23 protein-coding genes and 1 pseudogene are annotated in these 20571 nt (G+C 70.3%); 12 read left to right on the top strand and 12 right to left on the bottom strand.

What is annotated here, in order from left to right; all coding sequences use genetic code 11:
* Nucleotides 1-31: 31 nt before the first annotated feature.
* From ABZX02_RS33025 to ABZX02_RS33015, 3 genes are read left to right on the top strand one after another with little or no spacing between them, the layout of a single operon-like run.
* On the top strand, nucleotides 32-787 hold the full coding sequence (locus tag ABZX02_RS33025; protein ID WP_355304104.1) for a GntR family transcriptional regulator: 756 nt from the start codon (nucleotides 32-34) through the stop codon (nucleotides 785-787).
* Complete coding sequence (locus ABZX02_RS33020; RefSeq protein WP_355304102.1) at nucleotides 784-2064, top strand: PTS transporter subunit EIIC; 1281 nt, start codon at nucleotides 784-786, stop codon at nucleotides 2062-2064. Before ABZX02_RS33025 ends, ABZX02_RS33020 begins: the two co-directional genes overlap by 4 nt.
* Nucleotides 2065-2094: 30 nt before the next feature.
* Nucleotides 2095-2361 carry an HPr family phosphocarrier protein gene (locus tag ABZX02_RS33015; RefSeq protein ID WP_170176508.1) on the top strand — a complete coding sequence of 89 codons (267 nt, stop codon included), beginning with the start codon at nucleotides 2095-2097 and terminating at the stop codon, nucleotides 2359-2361.
* A 198-nt stretch (nucleotides 2362-2559) separates the two neighbouring features.
* On the opposite strand, the pseudogene ABZX02_RS33010 reads toward ABZX02_RS33015, so the two are convergent.
* Nucleotides 2560-2922 (bottom strand): annotated as a pseudogene (locus ABZX02_RS33010) (phosphatase PAP2 family protein); the annotation flags it as partial.
* Between the two features lie 231 nt (nucleotides 2923-3153).
* Here ABZX02_RS33010 and ABZX02_RS33005 point away from each other — a divergent pair.
* From ABZX02_RS33005 to ABZX02_RS32995, 3 genes are all read left to right on the top strand, one after another.
* Nucleotides 3154-3828 (top strand): response regulator transcription factor, encoded by a 675-nt coding sequence (locus ABZX02_RS33005; RefSeq protein WP_355304100.1) that lies wholly within the window; start codon nucleotides 3154-3156, stop codon nucleotides 3826-3828.
* Entirely contained in the window at nucleotides 3825-5168 is a 1344-nt protein-coding gene (locus ABZX02_RS33000) for an ATP-binding protein (protein ID WP_355304098.1), read from the top strand. The genes ABZX02_RS33005 and ABZX02_RS33000 overlap by 4 nt, the downstream gene beginning before the upstream one ends.
* A gap of 77 nt (nucleotides 5169-5245) precedes the next feature.
* On the top strand, nucleotides 5246-5563 hold the full coding sequence (locus ABZX02_RS32995; RefSeq protein ID WP_355304096.1) for a hypothetical protein: 318 nt from the start codon (nucleotides 5246-5248) through the stop codon (nucleotides 5561-5563).
* On the opposite strand, the gene ABZX02_RS32990 is transcribed toward ABZX02_RS32995, so the two are convergent.
* The 8 genes from ABZX02_RS32990 to ABZX02_RS32955 all read right to left on the bottom strand — a co-directional run bounded on the left by ABZX02_RS32990 (nucleotide 5560) and on the right by ABZX02_RS32955 (nucleotide 13130).
* Nucleotides 5560-6057: a hypothetical protein gene (locus tag ABZX02_RS32990; RefSeq protein ID WP_355304094.1), complete on the bottom strand. Its 498-nt coding sequence runs from the start codon at nucleotides 6055-6057 to the stop codon at nucleotides 5560-5562. The two genes, ABZX02_RS32995 and ABZX02_RS32990, sit on opposite strands and share 4 nt — an antisense overlap.
* A gap of 583 nt (nucleotides 6058-6640) precedes the next feature.
* Nucleotides 6641-7462 (bottom strand): shikimate dehydrogenase, encoded by an 822-nt coding sequence (locus ABZX02_RS32985; RefSeq protein WP_355304093.1) that lies wholly within the window; start codon nucleotides 7460-7462, stop codon nucleotides 6641-6643.
* The gene (gene mltG, locus ABZX02_RS32980; RefSeq protein ID WP_355304091.1) at nucleotides 7462-8685 is read right to left on the bottom strand and encodes an endolytic transglycosylase MltG; all 1224 of its coding nucleotides are present in this window, start codon (nucleotides 8683-8685) and stop codon (nucleotides 7462-7464) included. Before mltG ends, ABZX02_RS32985 begins: the two co-directional genes overlap by 1 nt.
* The gene (ruvX, locus tag ABZX02_RS32975) at nucleotides 8682-9170 is read right to left on the bottom strand and encodes a Holliday junction resolvase RuvX (RefSeq protein WP_355304089.1); all 489 of its coding nucleotides are present in this window, start codon (nucleotides 9168-9170) and stop codon (nucleotides 8682-8684) included. Before ruvX ends, mltG begins: the two co-directional genes overlap by 4 nt.
* A complete protein-coding gene (gene alaS / locus ABZX02_RS32970; RefSeq protein WP_355304088.1) occupies nucleotides 9157-11826 on the bottom strand; it encodes an alanine--tRNA ligase in 2670 nt (889 codons plus the stop codon). Before alaS ends, ruvX begins: the two co-directional genes overlap by 14 nt.
* Nucleotides 11827-11883: 57 nt before the next feature.
* On the bottom strand, nucleotides 11884-12153 hold the full coding sequence (locus ABZX02_RS32965) for a hypothetical protein (protein WP_065920541.1): 270 nt from the start codon (nucleotides 12151-12153) through the stop codon (nucleotides 11884-11886).
* Nucleotides 12150-12542, bottom strand: a complete 393-nt coding sequence (locus ABZX02_RS32960; RefSeq protein WP_355304086.1) for a DUF948 domain-containing protein — start codon at nucleotides 12540-12542, stop codon at nucleotides 12150-12152. The genes ABZX02_RS32965 and ABZX02_RS32960 overlap by 4 nt, the downstream gene beginning before the upstream one ends.
* 93 nt (nucleotides 12543-12635) lie before the next feature.
* Complete coding sequence (locus ABZX02_RS32955; protein WP_355304084.1) at nucleotides 12636-13130, bottom strand: DinB family protein; 495 nt, start codon at nucleotides 13128-13130, stop codon at nucleotides 12636-12638.
* 134 nt (nucleotides 13131-13264) lie between these two features.
* On the opposite strand from ABZX02_RS32955, the gene ABZX02_RS32950 reads away from it, so the two are divergent.
* A complete protein-coding gene (locus tag ABZX02_RS32950) occupies nucleotides 13265-13843 on the top strand; it encodes a GNAT family N-acetyltransferase (protein WP_355304082.1) in 579 nt (192 codons plus the stop codon).
* Here ABZX02_RS32950 and ABZX02_RS32945 read toward each other — a convergent pair.
* Genes ABZX02_RS32945 through ABZX02_RS32935 form a run of 3 tightly spaced genes read right to left on the bottom strand, consistent with a single transcriptional unit; the run spans nucleotide 13840 to nucleotide 16261 of the window.
* Nucleotides 13840-14475 carry a maleylpyruvate isomerase N-terminal domain-containing protein gene (locus ABZX02_RS32945; RefSeq protein WP_355304080.1) on the bottom strand — a complete coding sequence of 212 codons (636 nt, stop codon included), beginning with the start codon at nucleotides 14473-14475 and terminating at the stop codon, nucleotides 13840-13842. The genes ABZX02_RS32950 and ABZX02_RS32945 overlap by 4 nt on opposite strands.
* A 19-nt stretch (nucleotides 14476-14494) precedes the next feature.
* Nucleotides 14495-14881, bottom strand: coding sequence for a RidA family protein (locus ABZX02_RS32940; RefSeq protein ID WP_355304078.1), 387 nt, complete (start codon nucleotides 14879-14881; stop codon nucleotides 14495-14497).
* Between the two features lie 30 nt (nucleotides 14882-14911).
* The gene (locus ABZX02_RS32935) at nucleotides 14912-16261 is read right to left on the bottom strand and encodes a replication-associated recombination protein A (protein ID WP_355304076.1); all 1350 of its coding nucleotides are present in this window, start codon (nucleotides 16259-16261) and stop codon (nucleotides 14912-14914) included.
* Nucleotides 16262-16298: 37 nt separating this feature from the next.
* Between ABZX02_RS32935 and ABZX02_RS32930 the strand changes: the two genes are divergently transcribed.
* From ABZX02_RS32930 to ABZX02_RS32910, 5 genes are all read left to right on the top strand, one after another.
* Complete coding sequence (locus ABZX02_RS32930; RefSeq protein ID WP_355304074.1) at nucleotides 16299-16877, top strand: uridine kinase; 579 nt, start codon at nucleotides 16299-16301, stop codon at nucleotides 16875-16877.
* 70 nt (nucleotides 16878-16947) lie between these two features.
* Nucleotides 16948-17997 (top strand): hypothetical protein, encoded by a 1050-nt coding sequence (locus tag ABZX02_RS32925; protein WP_355304072.1) that lies wholly within the window; start codon nucleotides 16948-16950, stop codon nucleotides 17995-17997.
* A complete protein-coding gene (locus ABZX02_RS32920) occupies nucleotides 17984-18583 on the top strand; it encodes a DUF4129 domain-containing protein (RefSeq protein ID WP_355304070.1) in 600 nt (199 codons plus the stop codon). The genes ABZX02_RS32925 and ABZX02_RS32920 overlap by 14 nt, the downstream gene beginning before the upstream one ends.
* Nucleotides 18580-19611, top strand: coding sequence for a DUF4350 domain-containing protein (locus tag ABZX02_RS32915; RefSeq protein WP_355304069.1), 1032 nt, complete (start codon nucleotides 18580-18582; stop codon nucleotides 19609-19611). The genes ABZX02_RS32920 and ABZX02_RS32915 overlap by 4 nt, the downstream gene beginning before the upstream one ends.
* The gene (locus tag ABZX02_RS32910; RefSeq protein WP_355304067.1) at nucleotides 19608-20570 is read left to right on the top strand and encodes a MoxR family ATPase; all 963 of its coding nucleotides are present in this window, start codon (nucleotides 19608-19610) and stop codon (nucleotides 20568-20570) included. Before ABZX02_RS32915 ends, ABZX02_RS32910 begins: the two co-directional genes overlap by 4 nt.
* Nucleotide 20571 lies beyond the last annotated feature (1 nt).

Genomic DNA, 20571 nt, shown 5'->3' with positions numbered 1-20571 from the left:
CGGAAAGTACCACTAGCGAGGAGGTGAGCGAGTGAACGAGATCGTGGAAGGTCCCAAGCCGAAGCACGCGCAGCTGCGCGAGATCCTGCGGCGGCTGGCCGAACAGGAGCTCGCACCCGGCTCACCGATTCCGTCCGAGCGCGATCTGGCCGAGCGGTACGGAGTCTCTCGCATCACCGTGCGGGCCGCAGTCGGCCAACTGGTCGCCGAAGGCCTGCTCACGCGGGCGAAGGGCCGTGGGACGTTCACCGCCAAGAGGCGCTACGACCTGCAGCTCTTCCTGGCCTCGTTCACCTCGGACATGAAGCAGCGCGGGGTCGAACCCAGCACCGAGGTGATCAGCTGCGGCCAGGCGGCACCGGGTTCGAAGGCCTCTCTCGGCCTCGAACCGGACGAGTACGCGTACCGCGTCGTGCGGCTGCGCAAGGCCGACGGGGCCCCGTTGGCGCTCGAGGCCGGCTGGTACAGCCCGCACATGCTTCCCGAGCTCGACCGATGCGATCTGACCGGGTCGATCTACGAGATCATCGCGACCCGGTACGGGATCCAGCTCGACCACGCGCGGCAGACCGTGTGGGCCGAGACCGCCGACGCGGAGACCGCGAAGGCGCTCGACGTCCGCAAGGGCAGCCCGCTCCTCGTTTTCCGCAGGGTGGCCAGCTCCGACGGCAAGCCCTGCGAGGACGTGACTTCCTGGTACCGGGGCGATCTCTACCAGGTGACCATGCAACTCGACCGGACCGACCCGGGTTCCGGCCTCGACTCCGCCAAGGGAGGAACCCGATGAGCACGGACGCCGCAACCGGTGGTCGTGAGATCAAGGGCCTCGCCACGTTGCAGCGCTTCGGTCGCAGCCTCATGCTGCCGATCGCCGTGCTGCCCGCGGCAGGTCTTCTGCTCCGCTTCGGACAGCCCGACATGCTGGGTGAGAAGGGTCTCGGCTGGAACGCCGTCGCCTCGGTGATCGGTGCCGCGGGTGACGCGCTGTTCAGCAACCTCGCGCTGCTGTTCGCCGTCGGCATCGCCGTCGGCTTCGCGCGGCGAGGTGACGGCTCCACGGCGCTCGCGGGCGTCGTCGGCTACGTCGTGCTGACCAGCGTGTTCAAGGCCATGTCGCCGCTGGTCCTCGACCAGCCGACCGACCCGGCCGCCAAGCCCGAGGTGATCAACTACGGTGTCCTCGGCGGTATCGTCGTCGGCATCCTGACCGCCCTGCTCTGGCAGAAGTACCACCGCATCAAGCTGCCCCCGTACCTGGCGTTCTTCGGTGGCCGCCGGTTCGTCCCGATCATCGTCGCCGGCGTCATGACGCTCGTCGGCGTCCTGCTCGGCCTGGTCTACCCGTGGTTCGACGCGGGCCTGACCGCCATCGGTGAGTGGGTCACGGGCAGCACGATCATCGGTGCGTTCATCTACGGTGTCGTCAACCGCCTGCTGATCCCGCTGGGTCTGCACCACATCGTCAACAACGTCGTGTGGTTCCAGTTCGGCGAGTACAACGGCAAGACCGGTGACATCCCCCGCTTCCTCGAGGGCGACCCGACCGCCGGCACGTTCCAGACCGGCTTCTTCCCCATCCTGATGTTCGCCCTCCCGGCCGCCGCCCTCGCGATCGTGCACACCGCACGGCCGAGCCAGCGCAAGCTCATCGGCGGCATCATGGGCTCCGCCGCCCTCACCGCGTTCATCACCGGTGTGACGGAGCCGCTCGAGTTCGCGTTCATGTTCGTGGCGTGGCCGCTGTACGTGATCCACGCGATCCTGACCGGTAGCTCCCTGGCGATCTCGAACGCCCTGGGCGCGCACGACGGCTTCTCGTTCTCCGCCGGTGCGATCGACTTCATCCTGAACTGGAACATCGCGCAGAAGCCGTGGCTGCTCATCATCCTCGGCGCGATCTACGCGGTGATCTACTACTTCCTGTTCCGCTTCGTCATCACCAAGTGGAACCTGAAGACGCCGGGACGCGAGGACGACGAGTCGCCGGAGGCCGACGAGAGCGTGGTCGGCAGCGCGGGTGACACCGCGGTGCGCGAGACTCGCACCAAGCGCGACCAGCAGTAAGCACAACCAGTTCTACCGAAGGGAATCATCATGGCCGAGCGACGGGTCACCGTGGCCAGCAAGGTCGGACTGCACGCCCGACCGGCCGCACTGCTGGCGAAGGCCGCCGCCGACCAGCCGGTGACGGTCAGCATCGCCAAGGACGGCGGCGAAGCCGTTGACGCGGCGAGTGTTCTGGGTCTGATGACCCTGGGCGCCATGCACGGTGACGAGGTGGTGCTCAGCGCCGAGGGGGACGGAGCGGACGCCGCTCTCGACGCCATCGCGGAACTGATCGCCACCGACCACGACGAGTGATCCCGGCTGTGAGTGGTCTCGGTCTCCCCGACGGCCGAGACCACTCACGGCCCACCCGAAGTGCAGGACGACACCCGCGGTCACGACGCCGGCCAAGGTCGACGGCGTGGCCTGCGGGTGGTCCACCATCAGCCAGACACCGCCCACGGCCAGCACGGGCGGCACGACCAGCCCCGCGGTCCACTTGCGCAGCAGCAGGAACGCGAGCGTCGAGACCAGCAGCGCCGCCCCGAGCGTGTCGCTGAACCGGTGCCAGCCGAGCGACACCGTCTCCGCCGCGACCAGCCCCGCGCCGATCGCCCCCGGCACCGCCACGACCGGTGCGAACCGGCGCGGCACGGCCATCGTCACCGCGATCACCGACGCCACCGCGGCCGTCGTGTGTCCACTCGGGAAGCTGTTGTGCACCAGCACGGCGTCGTCGTCCAGGGGCGGCCGCACCAGCACGTAGAGCTTGAGGACCTGCGCACCCAGCACCGAACCGCCGAGCAGCAGCAACGGCGCGAGGGACTTCTTGCGGGCGAAGAGAACCACGAGGACTGCGGCGACAAGGATCGCCATGTCCACGTTGGACGCCCACGAGCGTTGCAGTGACAGCTCGGGCAACGCGGCGTTCTCCGCCTTCTGCCCGAACGACGTCCATACCAGCGTGAAGTACGTGAAGAGGAATCCCAGCAAACTTCCGGCCATGCGTTCGAGATTCCGCGAGCCGGTCCATGGGAACGTCCACGCCATGTCATGGTTCCGCTACAGATCCAGCGACGGTGCCGCCTCCCGCCGATAATGGATCTCGTGGCGATGGTCTTGCTGGTCGAGGACGACCCCTCGGTGCGTGAAGGACTCGGGCTGGCGTTGCGCCGCCAGGGACACGACGTCCGAGCAGCGGAAACGGGCGAGGACGGGGTCGCGAAGCTGCGCGAGTCCCGCCCCGACATCGTGGTCCTCGACATCATGCTGCCCGGCATCGACGGCTTCGAGACGTGCCGCCGGATGCGCACGCACGCCGAGGTGCCGATCATCATGCTCACCGCGCGCGGCGACGACTTCGACGTGGTCGCGGGCCTCGAGGCGGGCGCGGACGACTACGTGGTCAAGCCCGTCGAACCGCGCGTGCTGGAGGCGAGGATCCGGGCCGTGCTGCGCCGCACGGTGTCCGAGCCGTCGTCGGTCGAGCGGCACGGCTCGCTGGTGATCGATCGGGCAGGGTTGCAGGTGCTCAAGAACGACGTGAAGGTCGCGCTGACCCCGACCGAGCTCAAGCTGCTGCTCGAACTGTCGCGCACCCCCGGCCGCGTCCTGACCCGCCAGCAGATCCTCGAGGCCGTGTGGGAGCACGACTACCTCGGCGACTCGCGGCTCGTCGACGCGTGCGTGCAGCGGTTGCGCGCGAAGATCGAGGACGTGCCCTCCGACCCCGGCTACGTGCACACGGTGCGCGGCTTCGGTTACCGCTTCGGCCCCCGATGAGGTCGTTGCTGCGCGGCCTGCGCCCCCGGCTGATGGCCGCGTTCCTGCTGCTCACGGTGCTCGGCGCGGTGGGAGCCGCGGGTGCCTCCTACGCGACCGCCCGCACGTTGCTGCTGGAGGACGCGCAGGACAACTTCATGAACCCGCTGGTGGCGGACGTCCGCGACTACGCGCCCCGCCTCACCGTGCCGCCGGCGCAGGCGGACCTGGACGAGTTCGGCCAGTACCTGCGCGGGTCGGCGGTGGTGGTCTACGAGAACCTGCGCTCCAAAGCGGGCGCCGACCCGTCGTTCATCCCGGCCGACATGCGTCAGATGCTGAAGACGAGCAGGACGACGCTCTGGCAGCGCCGCACGGACCTGACGGACCCGTACGTCGTCGTGGGCATCCCTCTGGTCCGTGCGGACGGCACGCCGACAGGCGTCGAGGTGTGGGCGTTGCAGTACCTGAAAGGCCCGCAGACGGCCATCGACAGCTTCTCGACCGCGGCCTGGGTCGGCGTGAGCCTCGTGGTCCCGTTGGCCCTGGGCCTCGCGCTCTTCACGGCACGAGGCGTCCTGCGCCCGGTCCGCCGCCTGGGCACCGCCGCCCGAGCACTCGGTTCGGGCCGCCTGGACACGCGAGTGGACGAACGCGGCTCCGACGAACTCGCTGACCTCGCCCGCACGTTCAACCGCGCAGCGGAGCAGCTGGAGGCCTCCCAGGCCGCCTCCCGCCGGTTCGTCGCGGACGTGTCCCACGAACTCCGCACACCGCTGACGGCGATGAACGCCGTGACGGCGGTCCTGGACGAGGACGCGGACACGCTCCCGCCGGACACGGCCGTCGCGGCCCGCCTGGTCTCCGCGGAGACGCGCAAGCTGACCCGCCTGGTCAACGACCTGATGGAGATCTCCCGCTTCGACGAGGGCCGCAACCTCCTGGAACTCGACGACTGGGACATCGGCACGGCCGTCCGCGACACCCTCGCCGCCCGAGGCTGGACCGAGTCGGTGCAGGCCTCACTGCCCGAGGGCGTGGTGGCACGAGTCGACCGCCGCCGCCTGGACGTCATCGTCGCCAACCTCGTCGGCAACGCCCTGAAGCACGGCGGCGTCCCCGTCCACGTGACGGTGCGGCCAGGCACGATCGAGGTTGCCGACCACGGCCCGGGCATCCCAGCGGACGCCCTCCCCCACATCTTCGACCGCTTCTACAAGGCAGACACGGCCCGCTCCCGTTCCGAGGGCAGCGGACTGGGATTGGCGATCGCATGGGAGAACGCACGCCTGCACGGCGGCACCATCGAGGCGGCCAACGCCCCCACCGGCGGCGCGGTCTTCACCTTGCGCTTGCCCTAGCGACCCTCACGTCCTGCGGCATCCGCCCAACCCCGATCCTGACCGGCGCGGAGGCCCCCACGGTCTCCGAGCACCAGGTGACCATCTACCTGGTCAACGCCCAGGGCGACGGCCTGGTCCGCCGCACCCGCGACCACACCGGCCTCGTGGACATCACCACAGCCATGAACCTCCTCCTGACCGGCCCGAACGAGGAGGAGAAGAAGCTGGGCCTGACCAGCGAACTCCCCACGACGACAGCCAAGGCCGTCGACGTCCTGGGTGTGATCGTGATGCCGCAGGAGGTGGCACCGCCGACCTCGAAGTGGGCGGCCTTCCAGGTGCACTGCACGGCACTGGCGAGCCGGGCGAAGGTGGCAGGCGTGGAACCGGTCCCGGACGACCTCTGCCCTTAGTGCTCGTACAGCACGTCGTCCGTGTTCGTCAGGTGCCCGTCGTACGGCCCGACCTTCGTGACGCGGGCACCGCGGCGGAACACGACCTGCAGCCCGTGCTCGACCTCCCACGCACACTCGGCTTCGAGGGACACGTAGACGGGACCGCCCGCGGCGTCCCTCGACACCGCGATGTCGTGCCCTTCGAACGTGACGTGGTCCCAGACATCTTCCGGCCCTGCGATGCGGGGGAAGTCGTCGAGGCCGTCGCCGAAGACCTCGCCCATGTGCCGGTAGTACTGGAAGACGCCCTGCGCGGCCTCGTCCAGGTCGCTCGGGGTGAGGGCTAGGAAGGCTTTGACTGCTTCGTGGAAGTCCTCGGGGGCGGGGTCGTCCTCGTAGCCCTCGACGTGGAACACGAAGGGGGCGCCGCCGAGGACCGGGACGGGGATGGGCGCGCTGGCGAGGCCTTCGTAGTCGTCCTCGGTCACGGCTCCCAGGCCAGGAATCTCCACAGGGAGATCCTAGGTGTGGAGGCTGCCGGGTGAAGGGGAAAGCGAGCACCCGCCGCCTCACGCAATGGCGAAGCCGAGGCGTGTGCGCACTGGATGTCGGTCAAGTGGTGGTGACGCAACCACGACGGCGATTGGGGCTTGACTTTGGGTGCGAGGCCTTAAACTTGACCCTCGGCCGGGCTGTACAGACCCGGCTTTTCTAGGCCGAGGAAGGCCTCGCAAGGGCCCCGAAGTCAAGCCCCAATCGCAATCGTCGCGAAGCGGCGATGCCCGGCACCGGCCCGGTACGAGCCACGGTGACCACGCTGGAAGGCGACGGGACGCACGGCAGGTGACCAGCGATCAGGGGCAGGACGCACAGGTGGCCGTAGTGCCGGAACCGGTAGCCCACGCGCCCAAGCGAGGCTCCCGGCAGGCACACCCGTGCGCCCCACCCACCGGCTCTCCCAAGGCTCCCAAGGTGATCACCGGCATGCGATGGCTCCGGCCGAGTGGCACATCGTCCGCAGCCAAACGAGTCTCCGCAAGCCAACCACAACAGCAGCCCCGAAAAACACGCCCAGCCGAATGATCAAGCCGAAAGTTACGCCCGAGCAGCCAGCGCGGACGCCAGCGCTTCCCTCATCACGTCCTGCGGCGCGGCCATCCCGGTGAACTGCTCCACCTGCCCGAAAGCCTGGTGCAGCAACATGTCCAGCCCGGTGGCGAGCCGGCTGCCGGCAACCTCCACCGCAGACGCGACGGGCGTGGGCCACGGGTGGTAGATCACGTCCAGCACGTAGGGCGCGCGGGCCAAGAACCCGGCCAACGGCACGGTGGCCGACGCGGGCACAGTGGACACCACCACGTCCGCAGCCCCGCAGAGCACCCCAAGGTCCACAGCGGACAGCTCCAGCACCTCGACCGCGACGCCCACCCGAGCGGCCGTCGAGACAGCCTCGCCGGCACGCGAAGAATCGCGCACCACAAGGGAAACCGAGGAGATCCCCAGAGCGGCCAACCCCGCCAACGCCGCGGTGGCCGTCCCACCGGCCCCCAGCACCACGCCGTGCGAGCCGGACGAGAAACCCTTCTCCTGCAACGCTCCGACCACACCGTCCACATCGGTGCAGTCGGCGTGCCACTCGGACCCGTGCCGCACCAGCGTGTTCGCCGCGCCGACGGCCGAGGCGCGTGGCGTCACCACGGAGGCGAACGCGAGCGCCGCGCGTTTGGTCGGCATCGTGCACGACAGGCCGACCCACTCGGGGCCCAGTGACGACACGAGGGCCGGCACCTCGGCCTCGGTGCACTCCAGCCTCGTGTACTCCCAGTCGAGGCCCAGGGCCGCGTAGGCGGCGTTGTGCAGCACGGGGGAAAGCGAGTGCTCGATCGGCGAACCGATCACCGCGGCCTTGCGCACCACTAGTAGATGCCGTCCTTCTGGGCCTTCTGGTCGTTCGCGTTGTGCTCCTCGAACGTGTTCGCGAAGCACGACGCGCCGTTGGTCTGGCACTTCACGAAGTACAGCATGTCGCCGGCCTCGGGCTTGATCGCGGCGGCGATGGCCTGCTGCGACGGCGACCCGATCGGGGTCGGCGTCAGGCCCTGGTTCTTGTACGTGTTGTACGGCTGGTTCGCCGCGCGGTCCGCGTCGGAGGTGCGGATGTGCGGCTGGTTGTTCTTGTAGTTGATGGTCGAGTCGAACTGCAGGGCCATGGGCTTCGCGATGCGGTTGTAGATGACCCGCGAGACCTTGCCGAAGTCCTGCTCGATGGCTTCCTTCTCGATCAGCGACGCGATCACGAGGACCTCGTACGGGCGGAAGCCGGTGTTCATGGTGCCGCCGGGGATGCCGGCGCCCTGGAGCTTCTGGGCCGAGGACACGACGACGCTGCGGATCAGCTCGACCGCACTGACACCCGGCTTGACCTGGTAGACGCCGCGCATGATCAGGCCTTCGAGCCGGAACTGCGGATCGGCGCGCTTCACGTCGGCGAGCGCCCAGTCCGGCACGCCGAGGGCGACCGGGTCGGTCTGCTCGGCGGCGGCCTTGATCTCGTCCGCGGTCAGGCAGACCTTCTGGCCGTCCTTCTCGGTGCAGCTCGCGGCGGCGAGCTGGGAGTAGACGCCCGGGACGGTCTTGCCGTTCGCCTGGATGTCGGTGAGCTTCAGGCCACCGACGATCTGGACGGCAGGGACGCGCGTCTTCGGGTCGATCATCTTGGCCACGGCGTTCTGGCCCGACATCTTCGTCTTCATCAGGTAGAAGCCGGGCTGGATCGACGTCACGCGGGCGTCGGTCTTGCTGGCCTGGATGAAGGCGGTGGAGGACGCGACGACGCCGTTCTCCTGCAGGGTCGACGCGATCTTGCTGACCACGTCGCCGTCCTGGACCTCGACGATCGTGTCGGTCTCGCCGGCGCCCGCGTAGTCCTCGTACGAGCCGATGCCGCGCAGCTCGGTGTAGCCGTAGTAGGCGCCACCCATGCCGACGGCGAGGACCAGCGCGACGACCAGCCACAGGACCGTCTTCTTGCGCTTCTTCGCCTTGGCCCGCGCGATCTCGCGCTGGCGGTCGCGCTTCTTCGCCGGCCGCCGCTCGTCCACGTCGGGGTCGGTGAACAACCCGAGATCGTCGCCGCTCACGCCTCGTCCTTTCGGGCGGACACCGAACGTGCCCGTGCGTCCAGCCAAGATTGCAGGATCTCGACAGCGGCAGCCTGATCGACCACGGCACGCTGCTTCTTGCCCTTCACACCGCGCTGCGCCAGCACTCGGCTCACCACGACGGTCGTCAGTCGTTCGTCGCTGAGCCGCACCGGCACCGGCGCGATGCGCCCGGCCAAGGCCGCAGCGTACGCGGTCGCTGCCTCGGCAGCGGGCCCGTGCTTGCCTGCCAGTGTCTTCGGTAAGCCGACCACGACCTCGACGACGTCATGCTCGGCGACGAGATGTACGAGCTCCGTGAGGTCGGAGCCCTTCTTCTCGTCACGCTGCAGGGTAACCAGCGGAGTCGCGAGAAAAGCGGATGGATCGCTGAGCGAAATACCCACGCGAACCGATCCGACGTCGACGCCGAGCCTCCGTCCGAGGCCCGGATCGTCGACACCGGCAACATCAGCGCTGCTCAAGCACCTTGTCCAGTTCGTTCGTCAGGGCCGTGACGGCCTCCGGAACGCCGGCCGGGTTCGTGCCACCGCCCTGGGCCAGGTCCGGCTTGCCGCCACCGCGGGCGGCGATGGCCGGGCCGAACACCGGGACGAGCTTGCCGGCGGCGAGACCCATGTCGCGGGCGGCGGCCGTGGTGGCCACCACGAAGCTCACCTTGTCACCGTCGGTCGAGAACAGGGCCACCACACCGGGCTTGCTGCCCAGGCGGTTGCGGACCTCGCCACCGAGGGTGCGCAGGTCGTTGCCCGACACGCCCTCAAGGCCCAGGGCCACGAGCGACAGGCCGCGGATGTCCAGGGCCTTGTCGGCGAGGGCGCCGGCGTTGCCGAGCAGCTCGGCGGCGCGGACCTTCTCCAGCTCCTTCTCGGCGGTCTTCAGGCGCTCGACCAGCGACTCGATCCGCTCGGGCAGGCCCTCGGAACCGACCTTCAGCATGTCGGAGAGGTTCTGCACGATGGCGCGTTCCTTGGCCAGGAACCGCATGGCCTCGATGCCGACGTAGGCCTCCAGTCGGCGCACGCCGGAGCCGACCGACGACTCACCCAGCAGGGTGATCGGGCCGATCTGCGACGAGTGCTCGACGTGGGTGCCACCGCAGAGCTCGCGGGACCACTCGCCACCGATCTCGACGACGCGCACCGTCTCGTCGTAGGTCTCGCCGAACAGGGCGACGGCGCCCATCTCCTGGGCACCGGACATGTCGGTGTAGACGACGCTGACCGGCAGGTCGCGGCGCACGGCGAGGTTCGAGACCTCCTCGATCTCGCTCTTGGCCTCGGCGGACAGGCCACCGGTCCAGGCGAAGTCGAGGCGCAGGTAGCCGGGCTTGTTGTACGAACCGCTCTGCAGGGCCGACGGGCCGAGCACGTGGCGCAGGGCGGCGTGCACGACGTGCGTGCCCGAGTGGCCCTGGCGGGCACCGACGCGCCACTCCGGGTCGACGCGGGCCTCGACGTGCTCGCCCTCGCTGACCTCGCCGGAGCGGACGCGCACCTGGTGCACCCACAGCTTGCGGGCGACCTTCTGCACGTCGAGCACCTCGAGCTCGGCGTTGGCCGTGACGATCGTGCCGGCGTCGGACTCCTGGCCACCGGACTCGGCGTAGAGCGGCGTGCGGTCGAGGACGACCTCGACGATGTCGCCCTCGCGAGCCGACTTCACCCGAGCGCCGTTCAGCACGATGCCGCGCAGCGTGGCCTCGGAGGCGAGCTCGGTGTAGCCGGTGAACTCGGTCGGGCCCTGCTCCAGCAGCTCGCGGTAGACCGACTGGTCGCCGTGACCGGTCTTCTTGCCGGCGGCGTCGGCCTTGGCGCGGGCGCGCTGCTCGGCCATCAGCTTGCGGAAGCCGTCCTCGTCGACCGACAGGCCGGCCTCGGAGGCCATCTCCAGTGTCAGGTCGATCGGGAAGCCGTACGTGTCGTGCAGCTGGAAGGCCTTGTCACCGGGCAGCGTGGCGCGGCCGTCGGCCTTGACCTCGCCGGCGGCGTTCTCGAAGATCCGCGAGCCGGCGTCGAGCGTGCGGAGGAAGGTGTCCTCCTCGGCCTTGAGCACCTGCTGGATGCGGGCGAACCCGGTGACCAGCTCGGGGTAGGCCTCGCCCATCGAGTCGCGGACGACCTCGGCGAACGTCTGCAGCACCGGCTCGGTCACGCCGAGCAGGCGCGACGAGCGCACGATGCGGCGCAGCAGGCGGCGCAGCACGTAGCCGCGGGCCTCGTTGCCGGGCGTGACACCGTCGCCGACGAGGAGCACACCGCTGCGGGCGTGGTCGGCGATGACGCGGAAGCGGACGTCGTCGGTCTCGTTGGCGCCGTACTTGCGGCCGGAGAGCTCCTCGGCCTTGTTGATTACGGCGCGGACGAGGTCGGTCTCGTAGACGTTGTCGACGCCCTGCAGCAGGTAGGCGACGCGCTCGACGCCCATGCCGGTGTCGATGTTCTTCGACGGCAGCTCACCGATGACGGGGTAGTCCTTCTTGGCACCACCCTCGCCGCGGATGTTCTGCATGAAGACGAGGTTCCAGATCTCCAGGTACCTGTCCTCGTCGACGACCGGGCCGCCCTCCTTGCCGTAGGCGGGGCCGCGGTCGTAGTAGATCTCCGAGCACGGGCCGCACGGGCCGGGGACGCCCATCGACCAGAAGTTGTCCTCGATGCCGCGGCGCTGGATGCGCTCCAGCGGCATGCCGGCGACCTTCTGCCACAGCTCGATGGCCTCGTCGTCGGTCTCGTAGACGGTGACCCAGATGCGCTCGGGGTCGAAGCCGTAGCCGCCCTCGTCCTGGGACTTGGTGATCAGCTCCCAGGCCAGGCGGATGGCGTCTTCCTTGAAGTAGTCGCCGAGCGAGAAGTTGCCGGCCATCTGGAAGAACGTCAGGTGGCGCGTGGTCTTGCCGACCTCGTCGATGTCGGGGGTGCGCACGCACTTCTGGATGCTCGTCATCCGCGGGGCGGGCGGCGGGGCCTCGCCGAGGAAGTACGGCTTGAACGGCACCATGCCGGCGTTGACGAACAGCAGGTTGGGGTCGTCGAGCAGCAGCGAGGCGCTGGGGATGTACTTGTGCCCGGCGTTCTCGAAGTGCTCGCGGAAGCGCTTGATGATCTCGTGGGTCTGCACGGGAAGTTCCTAAGTGTGTTGCTGGGGAAGGTCAGGGCACGACAAGGAGGCGAACGGTCAGTGCTTTCCGTTCGCCCTGGGCGCTCGACGCCCCGGCGTGAATCCCGTCTGACGTTCCACGGTGTCCTGCAACTCCTGTTCCCGCTCGGCCATTCCCGCGCGCACCTCGGCCCCGAAGGAACCGATGGCGCCGGCGAGTTCGCGCAGGCCTTCACCCACGTTAGCGCCGATACCGGCAGGAGTCGCCTGCTTTGTCACCTCGGCGGCCTTCTTCGCGGCGAAGAGACCGGCCGCGGCACCCAGGCCGAACCAGAAGAGGCGGCTCATCGCCCACCTCGCTTCGGGCGGCGCTTGGCGTGCTTGTTCGGCTGCTCGGCCGCCTTGCGGCGGGCCTTGACGGCCTTGCTCACGCCGTAGGACAGCGCGGCGGCCTTGACCAGCGGGCCGCCGAGCGTGGCGGTGAACAGGCTGGTGAGCGCCGAGACGTTGCCCGTGACGGCGCGCGCGTTGGCCGTGATGCCGTCGACGCGCTCCAGCTGCGTGTTCACGTGCGTGAGCGTCGTGTTGGCCTCGGTGAACAACGGGTCCGTGTTCTCGTGCGCCTTGCGCATCGCGATCGTCGCCTCGTCGAAGAACCGCGCTGCCTTGATGCCCACGAACACCAGCACGATCACGAGCAGCACGAAGGCACCGGCGGCGAGCCACCCTGGCGACACAGATCCTCCTGGTGAACAGGCGTTCAGGCTTGGTTGCGGGTGAGATTACCGGGTGGGTCCGACACCCGACTGGGCGGCACCATTTGTTGATCTTCAACGACCGGTGGCGCCGTCGATCTGCTCACGAATGATGTCGGCGTGACCGGCGTGCCGGGCGGTCTCGGCGGTCATGTGCGCGAGGACCCACCGCAGCGACTTGGGCGTGCCGTCGATCGGGATCGCGGTGAGCGCCTCCGGGCTCGCGGCGGCCTCGACGACCCGGTCGCTGGCGGCGATCGCCGCGCGGTAGTCCTCGATCACCCGGGCCGCCGAACGGTCCGGTGACACCGTCATGCTCAGGGCGTCGTCCGCGGGTTCGGCGCCGCCGCCGACGGTGTGGGCGAACCAGAAGCGCTCCGCCCCGGCCAGGTGCTGGACCAGCCCCAGGACCGAGGTGCCGCTCGCGACCACCGACCGGCGGAGCTGCTCGTCGGTGAGCCCCTCGGCCTTCTTGAGCACGCAGTGGCGCTGGAACGCTAGGAACGCGCGCGCGACGTCGAGCTCGCCGGTGTCGACGCGCGGCACGGGTTCGCGCTGGGTCTCCTGCATGACGAGAAGGTACGGGACAACTCATTGACGCGTGCCCGTCACAGCCTGTGAAATACCCGTCACACAGGGCTTGACACGGCGGCCTTGCCAGGCTGAAGTTAGGCAACCCTAAGTTGATCCGCGCAGGAGGCCCCGTGAAGCCGGTGACGCACCTGGACTCCTACCGGCGTCGACTGACCGCGGACGCGCCGCCCGTGCCCGAGCTGTCGATGCCCTGGGACGCGCGCCTGGCCCGGCCGGACGGCTACGACCTGCACCTCGTGCACCGCTGGAACCAGGCCCCGCACGTGGCCGCGTTCTGGCGGCAGGCGTGGACGCTCCCGCGCTGGGAGGAGGAACTGCGCGGCCACCTGGCGGGTGACGACGTGCGGCCCCTGCTGATCAGCTGGCACGGCCGGCCGGTGATCTACGCCGAGGTCTACCGGGCCGCGCGGCACGCGGTCGCCCAGGGCTACCGGGCGCGGCCGCACGACCTCGGGCTGAACCTCGCGGTCGGCGAGCTGGCGATGACCGACCGCGGGCTCGTGCGGTCCCTGCTCCCCCGCCTCACCGACGCGTTGTTCGAGGCCGACCCGCACTGCACCCGGATCGTGCTCGAACCGGACGTGCGCAACACGCGCGCCATCAAGTCGTTCGAGGCCGGTGGGTTCGTGGCGACCGACGAGATCATGCTGCCCGGCAAGCTCGCACTGCTGATGGTGTGCCGTCGTTAGAACGCGGTGATGTCCTGCGGTGCGCGCTCCTTGCGGCTGAGCGCGCGCACCACGTCGATGGCGCGGTGCTTGTTCAACGACATCCGCGTCAGCAGGTCGATCACCGTTTCGTTGACGCGGCGCGGGAACTCGGGCGTCTCCACGCCGACGCTGACCGCGAGGTCGTCGGAGTGCACGACGAACTCCATCAGCCGGCTCACGAGGTACTCGTCCAGCGGCACGGCCCACGGTCCCCAGTGCGGCATGCGCACGCCCCGGTTCTCCAAGCCCGGCAACGACTTCTCGAGCTCGTCGAGCACCTGCTCGAACCGCGCGCAGAGGTCGGTCCGCCCCTGGGCCGCGAGCTTCTCGCCGCCCGCGCGGATGCGGGTGTGGAACTCGGAGTCGACGTCGAGGTCGGTCCACTTCGCCCGCTCGTAGTGCTCCATCAGCGAGACGACCGGCTCGTCGCCGAGGGGTGCCGCGATCATGCCGGGCAGCGGCAGCGCCTGGTACGCGAGGTGTCCGGCCAGGCCGCTGACGCCGAACTCCGGCAACGCGCTGGGCCGCTCCCAGTGCTTCCCGACCTGCTCGTGGCGCAGCAGGCCGAGCGCGGTGCGGGCGGTGGTCAGGAAGTCTTCTCTGATCGTCACCTCGCCGAACCTACCGAGGTCAGCCGGCCGCGATCACCTCGATTTCCACCAGCCAGTCGCTGACCAGCGTGGTGGCGACGATGGCGGTGGTCGGCACGGCCCGGCCGCCGAGCGCCGCGACCCGCGCGGCCGCGTTGGCCTCGGCGTAGGAGGCGTCGCGCAGGTAGCTGGTGAGCCGCACGACGTTGTCGACGGTCATGCCGGCCGACGCGAGGATCGCGCGGATGTTGGCCCAGATCAGGTCGAGCTGCCCGGCCAGGTCCGCGCCGGGGTTCCCGGCCGGGTCGAGGCCCATCGTGCCCGAGACGAACAAGAACCGTTCGGCGCCACGGACCTCCATGGCGTGCACCCAGTCGCCGCCGGTCGCGTAGACGCCGTCGGTGGGGTCGTGCGGCACGAGTTCCATGCGTCGATCATGCGCGGGCCGCCAAGCGATTTACTCGCCGCGGATCACCCGGCGCAGGCGGGGCAGCCGTTCCGCGAGAGCGCGTTCGCCGCCACGTCCGGTCGGCTCGTAGTAGTCGCGGCCCACCAGGTCGTCCGGCGCGTACTGCTGTGTGAGCACCCCCTCGGGCACGTCGTGCGGGTAGCGGTAGCCCTGGGCGTTGCCGAGCTTCGCGGCGCCCGCATAGTGCCCATCGCGCAGATGCGCGGGCACGGCACCGATAGCGCCCTTGCGCACGTCCTCGATCGCGGCGTAGATCGCGGTCGTCACGGCGTTGGACTTCGGCGCGGTCGCCAGGTGGATCGTGGCCTGCGCGAGGTTGAGCGCGCACTCGGGCAGTCCGATGAGCTGCACGGCCTGTGCGGCCGCCACGCACGTCTGCAACGCCGTCGGGTCGGCCATGCCGACGTCCTCGCTGGCGTGGATCACCAGCCGCCGGGCGATGAACCTCGGGTCCTCCCCCGCCTCGATCATGCGCGCGAGGTAGTGCAGCGCCGCGTCGACGTCCGAGCCGCGGATGGACTTGATGAACGCGGACGTCACGTCGTAGTGCTGGTCGCCGTCGCGGTCGTAGCGCACCGCCGCCTTGTCCACCGTGGACTCCAGCAGCTCCAGCGTGATCACGCCGTCGTTCGAGGCCACCGCCGAGTCCGCGGCCGCCTCCAGCGCCGTCAGCGACCGGCGGGCGTCGCCCCCGGCCAGCCGGATCAGGTGGTCCTCGGCGTCGGGTTCGAGCCGCACGGACCCGCCCAGGCCGCGTTCGTCGGACACCGCGCGCCGGATGACCGACCGCACGCCGTCGTCGGTCAGCGACTTGAGCTGCAGCACCAGCGAGCGCGACAGCAGCGGCGACACGACCGAGAAGAACGGGTTCTCCGTGGTGGCCGCGACCAGCAGCACGATCCGGTCCTCGACCGCGCCCAGCAGCGCGTCCTGCTGCGTCTTGGAGAACCGGTGCACCTCGTCGATGAACAGCACCGTGGACTCGCCGGAGCGGACCAGGCGGCGGCGGGCCTCGTCGATGACCGCCCGCACCTCCTTGACGCCCGCGGACAGCGCCGACAGCGCGACAAACCTGCGGCCGGTCGCCTTGGACACCAACGTCGCGAGCGTCGTCTTGCCGGTGCCGGGAGGGCCGTAGAGCATCACGGACGCGGGCGTGGCGCCCTCGACCAGGCGGCGCAGCGGGGCGCCGGGGCCGAGCAGGTGGTCCTGGCCGACGACCTCGTCCAGCGAGGCGGGGCGCATCCGCACGGCCAGCGGGGCGTTGGCCGCGATGCGCTCGGCCTTCTCCTCGTCGGTCGCGCCGAAGAGGCCCTCGTCGAACAGACCTTCGCTCATGCGTTCGAGCCTAGGACATGTGGGAGGATCGCGTTCCGTGCCCATCCCCCGTGCCGTGCTGCTCGCCGGACCCTCCGGCTCAGGCAAGTCGACACTCGCCGCCCACCTCGGCTGGCCCGTGCTGCGCCTGGACGACTTCTACCGCGACGGCGACGACCCGCTGCTCCCCCGCGACGACCACGGCCGCGCCGACTGGGACGACATCGGCTCGTGGAACGCGGACAAGGCCCTGAAGGCCGTGATCGAACTGTCGGAGACGGGCAGGGTCGAGGCGCCGGTCTACTCGATCAGCGAAGACCGCGCGGTCGGCACCCAGACGATCGAGCTCGGCGACGCGCCCGCGTTCATCGCGGAGGGTCTGTTCGCGGACCTGCTGGTCCAGGGCGCGCGGGACGCGGGCGTGCTGCGGGACGCGATCGTGCTCGCGCCGAGCCCGCCGGTCACGTTCGTGCGGCGGTTCGCCCGCGACGTCGCCGAGGCCCGCAAGCCGGTGCCGACGCTCGTGCGGCGCGGGTTGCGGCTCATGCGGGAGCAGCCGGAGGTGGTGCGGCGGTGCGTGCGCGCGGGCATGCGGCGCACGACACCTTCGAGGGCGCGGACCGAACTCGTTTCGTGATCGCTTTGCCCGGTTCCGCCCGCACTGGTCTGGCAGGATGCCGCTCACACCACAACCGGGGGTAGCCGCGATGTCCGAGACGCCCGGCTGGTCGTCGCCAGACCAGCCATCGAACCAGCCACCGCCGCAGCAGCAGCCGCAGCACGGTCCGCAGTACGGCTACACCATGCCTCCGCCGCCGCCGACCATCAAGCCCGGCGTGATCCCGCTGCGGCCGCTGGGTCTGGGCGAGATCATCGACGGCGCCATCACGACGATGCGCCGCCACCCGAAGATCCTCATCGGCGGTGCCGCGGTCGTCGCCGCGATCACGCAGATCGTCAGCCTGGTGGTGCAGCTGCCGTTCCTCAGCGCCCTCACCGACGTCGCGGCGATCGACCCGAACACGGCGACGCCCGAGCAGGTGCTCGACCAGTTCGCCGCCACCGTGCCCAGCGCCATCGTCGGCACGGGCGTCGAGGCCCTCCTCGTGCTGCTCGGCACCGTCTTCCTGTCGGGCTTCATCACGGTCGTGGCGGGCCACGCCGTGCTCGGCCGGCCGGTGACGTTCGCCCAGGCGTGGGAGGAGTTCAAGCCGCGGCTGCTCCCGCTGCTCGGCGCGACGCTGCTCTACGGCCTGATGATCGGCGTCGTCATCTTCGCGTTCGTCGCGCTCGCCGTGGTGTCGCAGTCCGTCCCCGTGTTCATCCTCGCGACCATCGCGGGCGTCGTGATCGCCATCGGCCTGTGGGTGGTGTTCTCGCTGGTCACGCCCGCGCTGGTGCTGGAGCGCTGCGGCGTCGGCACCGCGTTCGGCCGCTCGCGCAAGCTCGTGAACGGCGCGTGGTGGCGCACCTTCGGCATCCTCCTGGTCGCCGCCCTGATCACCGGCGTGATCAACTCGATCGTCGTCGTGCCGTTCCAGCTCATGGGCATGGCGGCCACCGGCTTCAGCACCGATCCCGCCGCCACGCTGAACGTGATCTACCTCGTCCTGGTCACGATCGGCGCGATCATCGCCTCGACGATCACCCTCCCGTTCAGCTCCGCGGTGACCGTGCTGGTCTACGTCGACCGCCGGATGCGCGCCGAGGGCATGGACATCGAACTCCAGCGGGCCGCGGGGCATGGCGGTAGCTGACGTACCGGTAGACCTCGGCCGCGACGACGCGCGGGAGGCGGCCGTCCGGGAGCTCCGCGACCCGGCGTACGTCTCCGACGACCCGAGCCTGGTCCAGCGCGCGTTCAACTGGGTGCTGGACCGCCTCGACGAGCTGTTCGCCGGGGTGGGCGGCATGAACGGCATCACCGCGACCACGATCGTCGTGGCCGTGGTGGTGCTGATCGTGATCGTCATCCGGCTCCGTGCGGGCCGCACGAGCCGTGCGCTGCGTTCGGGCGGTGGGGTGTTCGGCTCGACCGTGCTGACCGCGGCGCAGCACCGGGCCGCCGCCGAGAAGGCCGCGGCCGCCGGCGACCTGGCCGAGGCCATCCGTGAACGCTTCCGCGCCGTGGTGCGCGAACTGGAGCAACGGGGCGTGCTCGACGCACGGGCCGGACGCACCGTCGACGAGGTCGCTCTCGAAGCGGGACAGGCCCTTCCGGCGCTCGCCGACGACCTGCGCGGCGCGGCGGTGCAGTTCGACGACGTCTGGTACGGCGGCAGGACCGCGACGGCGGAGGGCTACCGGTTGCTGGTCTCCGTGGACGGCAGGGTGCGCGGATGACGGCGGTGTCCCCCGACGCCCGGCGGCTCTGGACGGCCGCGCGCGGTCCCGTGCTGATCGGCGTGATCATCGTCTTCGCGGCGGTCGTGATCACGCTGCTGCGCGGCACCGGTGACGGCGGCGCGCTCGACCCGCGCTCGTTCCAGCCGCAGGGCAGCCACGCGGTCGCGACCTTGCTGGAGCAGAACGGCGTGCGGGTCGACCTCACCGACAACGCGGTCTCCGTGGACGGCGCGACGCTGTTCGTGACGCGGCCGGACCTGGTCGACCCCGACCGGCTCGCGGACCTGAGCCGCCGGGCCGCCGCGACCGTGCTGCTCGCGCCCGCCGCCCCGGCCGCGCGCCTGGAGCCCGAGACGCGGCAGCCGGGGTGCCCGCTCGCCGCCAAGGCCGGTGCCGCGACCATGGGCGGGTTCACCTACGAGGGCGAACAGACCTGCTACGACTCGACGTTGGTGCGCACCGGCACGGTGACGACGATCGGCTACGGCGCGATCTTCACCAACCGCGACATCGACGACGAGGGCAACGCGGCGCTCGCGTTGTCGTTGCTGGGCCAGCACGAACGGCTGGTCTGGTACCTGCCGTCGGCGGCCGACCTGTCGCGGCAGAAGTCGCTGACGGACCTGATCCCGGACGGCTGGAAGTTCGCCGCCCTGCAGCTGGGCGTCGCGGCCGTGCTGATCGCGTTGTGGCGGGCGCGCCGGCTGGGCCGCGTGGTGCCCGAGCCGCTGCCGGTCGTGGTGCGCGCGGCCGAGACCGTGGAGGGCAGGGCGCGGCTGTACCGCCGCTCGCACGCCGCCACGCACGCGGCGTCGGTGCTGCGGCAGGCGACGCGCGACCGGCTGGGGCCGCTGCTGGGCGTGCCGCGGGGCGGGGACCCGTCCGAGGAGATCGCCCGCAGGACGTCGCGTCCCACCGCCGCGGTGCGGGCGCTGCTCGACGACGACGGGCCGGTGGACGACCGGGGGCTGGTCGCGCTGGCTGCTGAACTGGACGCTGTGGAGAACGAGGTGCGCAAAGCATGACGGCTGTGGTCACCACCGAGGAAGCCCGCACGGCGCTGGTGGCGTTGCGCGCGGAGATCGGCAAGGCCGTGGTGGGCAACGACGCCGCCGTGACGTCGTTGATCCTCGCGTTGCTGTGCAAGGGACACGTGCTGTTGGAGGGTGTTCCCGGCGTCGCGAAGACGTTGCTCGTGCGTGCTCTTGCGCGCGCGTTGGACCTCTCTACAACGCGTGTGCAGTTCACGCCGGACCTGATGCCCGGCGACCTGACGGGGTCGTTGGTCTACGACACGCACAACGCCGCGTTCTCGTTCCGCGAAGGGCCGGTGTTCACGAACCTGCTGCTCGCCGACGAGATCAACCGGACGCCGCCGAAGACGCAGGCCGCGCTGCTGGAGGCGATGGAGGAACGGCAGGTGTCGGCCGACGGCACGACGCGGCCGCTGCCGTCGCCGTTCATCGTCGTGGCGACGCAGAACCCGGTGGAGTACGAGGGCACCTACCCGTTGCCCGAGGCGCAGCTCGACCGGTTCCTGCTGAAGGTCACGATGCCGATCCCCGCGCGGGAGCACGAGATCGACGTGCTGACGCGGCACGCCTCCGGGTTCGACCCGCGTGACCTGTCGACGTTGTCGCCGGTGGCCGGTGCGGCGCACCTGGACGCCGGTGCGGCCGCGGTGCGTTCTCTGGTGGTGGCTCCCGAGGTGATCGCGTACGTCGTGGACGTGTGCCGTGCGACGCGTGAGTCTCCGGCTGTGCGTCTGGGTGTTTCTCCCCGTGGCGCAACGGCTCTGCTTGCCGCCGCACGCGCGTGGGCGTGGCTCTCGGGCCGTGACTACGTGACGCCGGATGACGTGAAGTCGCTCGCACGGCCCGCGTTGCGGCACCGGCTGGAGTTGCGCCCGGAGGCCGAACTGGAGGGCGTGACGGCGGACGGCGTGCTGGACGGGGTGCTCGGCACGGTCCAGGTGCCGCGCTGAC

This window comes from Lentzea sp. NPDC003310 (assembly GCF_040610935.1).
In the GTDB taxonomy this organism is placed as follows: Bacteria; Actinomycetota; Actinomycetes; order Mycobacteriales; family Pseudonocardiaceae; genus Lentzea.
This window is presented reverse-complemented; position numbering and strand designations above follow the sequence as displayed.

Bases quoted from the DNA above. Each gene is read 5' to 3' on its own strand.
- ABZX02_RS33020 (WP_355304102.1), top strand. From the start codon at position 784: ATGAGCACGGACGCCGCAACCGGTGGTCGTGAGATCAAGGGCCTCGCC.
- ABZX02_RS33015 (WP_170176508.1), top strand. From the start codon at position 2,095: ATGGCCGAGCGACGGGTCACCGTGGCCAGCAAGGTCGGACTGCACGCC.
- ABZX02_RS33000 (WP_355304098.1), top strand. From the start codon at position 3,825: ATGAGGTCGTTGCTGCGCGGCCTGCGCCCCCGGCTGATGGCCGCGTTC.
- ABZX02_RS32965 (WP_065920541.1), bottom strand. From the start codon at position 12,153: ATGAGCCGCCTCTTCTGGTTCGGCCTGGGTGCCGCGGCCGGTCTCTTC.
- ABZX02_RS32955 (WP_355304084.1), bottom strand. From the start codon at position 13,130: ATGCAGGAGACCCAGCGCGAACCCGTGCCGCGCGTCGACACCGGCGAG.
- ABZX02_RS32940 (WP_355304078.1), bottom strand. From the start codon at position 14,881: ATGGAACTCGTGCCGCACGACCCCACCGACGGCGTCTACGCGACCGGC.
- ABZX02_RS32935 (WP_355304076.1), bottom strand. From the start codon at position 16,261: ATGAGCGAAGGTCTGTTCGACGAGGGCCTCTTCGGCGCGACCGACGAG.
- ABZX02_RS32925 (WP_355304072.1), top strand. From the start codon at position 16,948: ATGTCCGAGACGCCCGGCTGGTCGTCGCCAGACCAGCCATCGAACCAG.
- ABZX02_RS32920 (WP_355304070.1), top strand. From the start codon at position 17,984: ATGGCGGTAGCTGACGTACCGGTAGACCTCGGCCGCGACGACGCGCGG.
- ABZX02_RS32915 (WP_355304069.1), top strand. From the start codon at position 18,580: ATGACGGCGGTGTCCCCCGACGCCCGGCGGCTCTGGACGGCCGCGCGC.
- ABZX02_RS32910 (WP_355304067.1), top strand. From the start codon at position 19,608: ATGACGGCTGTGGTCACCACCGAGGAAGCCCGCACGGCGCTGGTGGCG.